The organism is Bifidobacterium sp. UBA6881 (assembly GCA_002451435.1).
Classification (GTDB): domain Bacteria; phylum Actinomycetota; class Actinomycetes; order Actinomycetales; family Bifidobacteriaceae; genus Bifidobacterium.
Genome location: DKCF01000046.1, coordinates 10,672 through 13,674, shown reverse-complemented (window position 1 = coordinate 13,674; position 3,003 = coordinate 10,672). Strand labels below are relative to the sequence as shown.

Genomic DNA, 3,003 nt, shown 5'->3' with positions numbered 1-3,003 from the left:
GATTCCGTCATGTGCCTGTCCTCTGCGCCATGGTTCCGGCATAGGTCGGCGATTGATGAAAGGGGCCGTTTCCTCCTTTCGATGGTTTCGAACGATTTCTGTGCGCTCTGTGAGAATTATGGGACTGCCGTGAGTCGTGCATTTCATGTGCGCTAAAGTTCAATCGGATAGGCGCTGGCAGATGCGCATGGAAGGGAATTCTCGAAAGGAATCACTATGGTGGATCAGTTCCCAATCGTGCTGAGGGGGTATGACAAGGAAAGGGTCGACGAGGCGTTCGCCTCGGCACAGGAGACGCTGAACCGTCTTCGTGAACAGGTCAAGGCCAACGACCGGACGATTCTCGAACTGCAGGGCCAACTGCAGGAGGAGAAGAACAAGAAGGCCAATCCGAATTCCTTCGCTTCCCTGGGCGCGAACGCGCAGCAGATGCTCGCCAGCGCGGAGCAGACGAGCTCCGAACTGCTCGCCCGTGCCAAGAAGGACGCCTCCGCCGTGCGTGCGAACGTGCAGCTTCAGGCCGAAACCCTGTTGAACAACGCGAAGATCGACGCCAAGCACATCACCGACGAGGCCAACGCGAAGGCGGAAAGTCTGCTGTCCAAGGCTTCGGAAGAGGCGGATGCCGTGAAGTCCAAGGCGAAGCGCGAGGCCGACCATCTGCGTGCCGACGCGCAGAAGTCCGTGGTGGCGCAGCGTCAGACGGTCGATCTGGAACTGACGAATTCCCGTGAGGAGCATGACAAGCGTCTGGCCGTCGAGCGCGCCAAGCAGGAGCGCGAGCTTGCCGACATGCAGGCAGCGGCGACGGAGAAGATCGCGGCCCAGCGCAAAAGCGCCAATGAGGAGATCTCCCGTCTGAAGAGCGAGACCAACGACCAGATCGAAAACGCGCTTGCCGAGGCCAACAAGAAGCTTGCCGACGTGCGCGAGCAGGTGTCCAAGATGATGACCGACGCGCAGCGCCGCGCCTCCGAGATCACCGACACCGCCAAGGCCAAGGCCCAGGAGCTCACCGATGAGGCCGAGGTGCATCGCACCAAGACCATGAGCCAGGTCAACGCCGAGGTGGAGCAGATTCGCGCCGACATCTCCGCGCAGCAGGAAGAGGCCACGAAGAAGGTCAACGAGCTGATCAACGACCTCAAGGAGCGTCGCGAGGCCGCACGCAAGCAGGCCGACGAGCTGATCGAGGAGGCCCAGAACACCCGCGACCAGGCGGATGAATACGCCGCCAACAAGCGTGACGCCGCCGACGGCCAGGCCGCGAGCATCGTCAAGCAGGCCACCGAAGAGGCCGATCATCTGGTCGAGGAGCGTCGCGAGGCCGCCAAGAACGAACTGGAAGGCGTGCAGAAGCGCATCGCCGAGCTGCAGAAGCGCGAGGCGCAGATCACGCAACGCGTCAGCGAGTTGCGCGCGATGTTCGCCAACGCATTCGCCGGTTTCGGCGCGAACGGACTGTCCGTGGTGAATTCCGTGGACGGCGAGGCATCCGACGGACAGGGCGCGGCCGATGGCGTTCCGGCATCCGAGGAATCCGTTGAGGAGCGCGCCGCCGACGCCGGACAGAACGATGCTGTCGTCTCCGAACAGCACAATGATGACGTTTCGGAAGAACCGTCCGAGGAAGCGCAGTCCGCTTCCGCAGAGGATGAAGCACAGGAGGAACACAAGAATGACTGACATCACGCCGTTGAGCGGAGATGCGTTGACGAGGCTCGTCGATGATTTCGAGGCGAGCGACCACAACCGTATGGCGATGAACGCCGTCACGGTGGCCGGCATCAACAACGTGGCGCGCAACTATGATCGCGCGCGCCTGATGCAGCGCCGGTTCTCCACGATCGTCGACAACGGCACCGTCACCCACCAGGACCGTTCGGGCCGTTGCTGGCTGTTCAGTTCGCTGAACGTGGCGCGTTTCGTGGCCAAGAAGAACATGGGCCTCAAGGAGTTCGAGTTCTCCCAGAACTACGCCATGTACTACGACAAGCTCGAGCGCGTCAACTACTTCCTGAAGGACATGGCCGCTTTGGTCGAGGCCGGCGAACCGTCCGATTCCCGTCTGGTGCAGCATCTGCTCGCCGACGTGATGGGCGATGGCGGCCAGTGGACGATGGCCATGAACGTGTACAAGAAGTACGGCGCGGTGCCGAAGGACCTCTTCCCGGAGACGGCGTCCTCCAAGAACACCGGCGAGATGAACACGCAGCTGCGCCGCATGCTGCACACCGCTGTGGCGCATATGTACGCCGATCCGTCCTCGATCGATTCAATCATCGCCGAGGCCACTGCCGCCGGTCATCGCATCCTGACCATCCATTTGGGCGAGCCGCCGAAGAGCTTCGACTGGGAATGGACCGACAAGGACGGCGAATTCCACCGCGACGGCGAGATCACCCCGGTCGAGTTCTGGAAGAAGTACGTGGGATCCGCCGATTTGGAAAGCTACGTCTGCCTGGTCGACGATCCTCGCCAGGAGCACGCCAAGGGCAAGAAGATCGGCATCGAGCACTTGGGCAATGTCGCAGGCGGAGACGCGACCGAGTACCTGAACGTGCCGAACCAGTTCATGAAGGACTGTGTGCGCCGCATCCTGCAGGAGCAGGGCATTCCGGTGTGGTTCGGCGCCGACTGCCATCCGATGATGGATCGCGACAACGGCGCTTGGGCCACCGACCTGTTCGAATACGGCAAGGTGTATGGCTTCGATTTCGACCTGAACAAGGAGGACCGCGTCCGCTACGGTGATTCCGCGATGAACCACGCCATGGCGTTCGTCGGCGTGGATGTGGCGGATGACGGCCACACCACCCGCCGCTGGCGCGTGGAGAACTCCTGGGGCGAGAAGATCGCCGACAAGGGCTACTTCACCATGAGCGACGATTGGTTCACCGAGTACGTGTACGAGGTCGCCGTTCCGAAGGCGCTGCTTCCCGAGGAATACCTCAAGGCCCTCGAAGAGCCCGCCACCATGCTCCCCGCATGGGATCCGATGGG

The 3,003-nt window shown here is 62.0% G+C and carries 2 protein-coding genes; both read left to right on the top strand.

What is annotated here, in order from left to right; all coding sequences use genetic code 11:
• Window positions 1-216: 216 nt before the first annotated feature.
• A complete protein-coding gene (locus B3C64_RS03870) occupies window positions 217-1,686 on the top strand; it encodes a cell division protein (protein WP_291533863.1) in 1,470 nt (489 codons plus the stop codon).
• The coding region (locus tag B3C64_RS03865) for a C1 family peptidase (RefSeq protein ID WP_291533861.1) at window positions 1,679-3,003 on the top strand (1,325 nt) is incomplete at its 3' end. The genes B3C64_RS03870 and B3C64_RS03865, both read left to right, overlap by 8 nt.

Coding starts and splice junctions, on each gene's coding strand:
- B3C64_RS03870 (WP_291533863.1), top strand. CDS start 217: ATGGTGGATCAGTTCCCAATCGTGCTGAGGGGGTATGACAAGGAAAGG.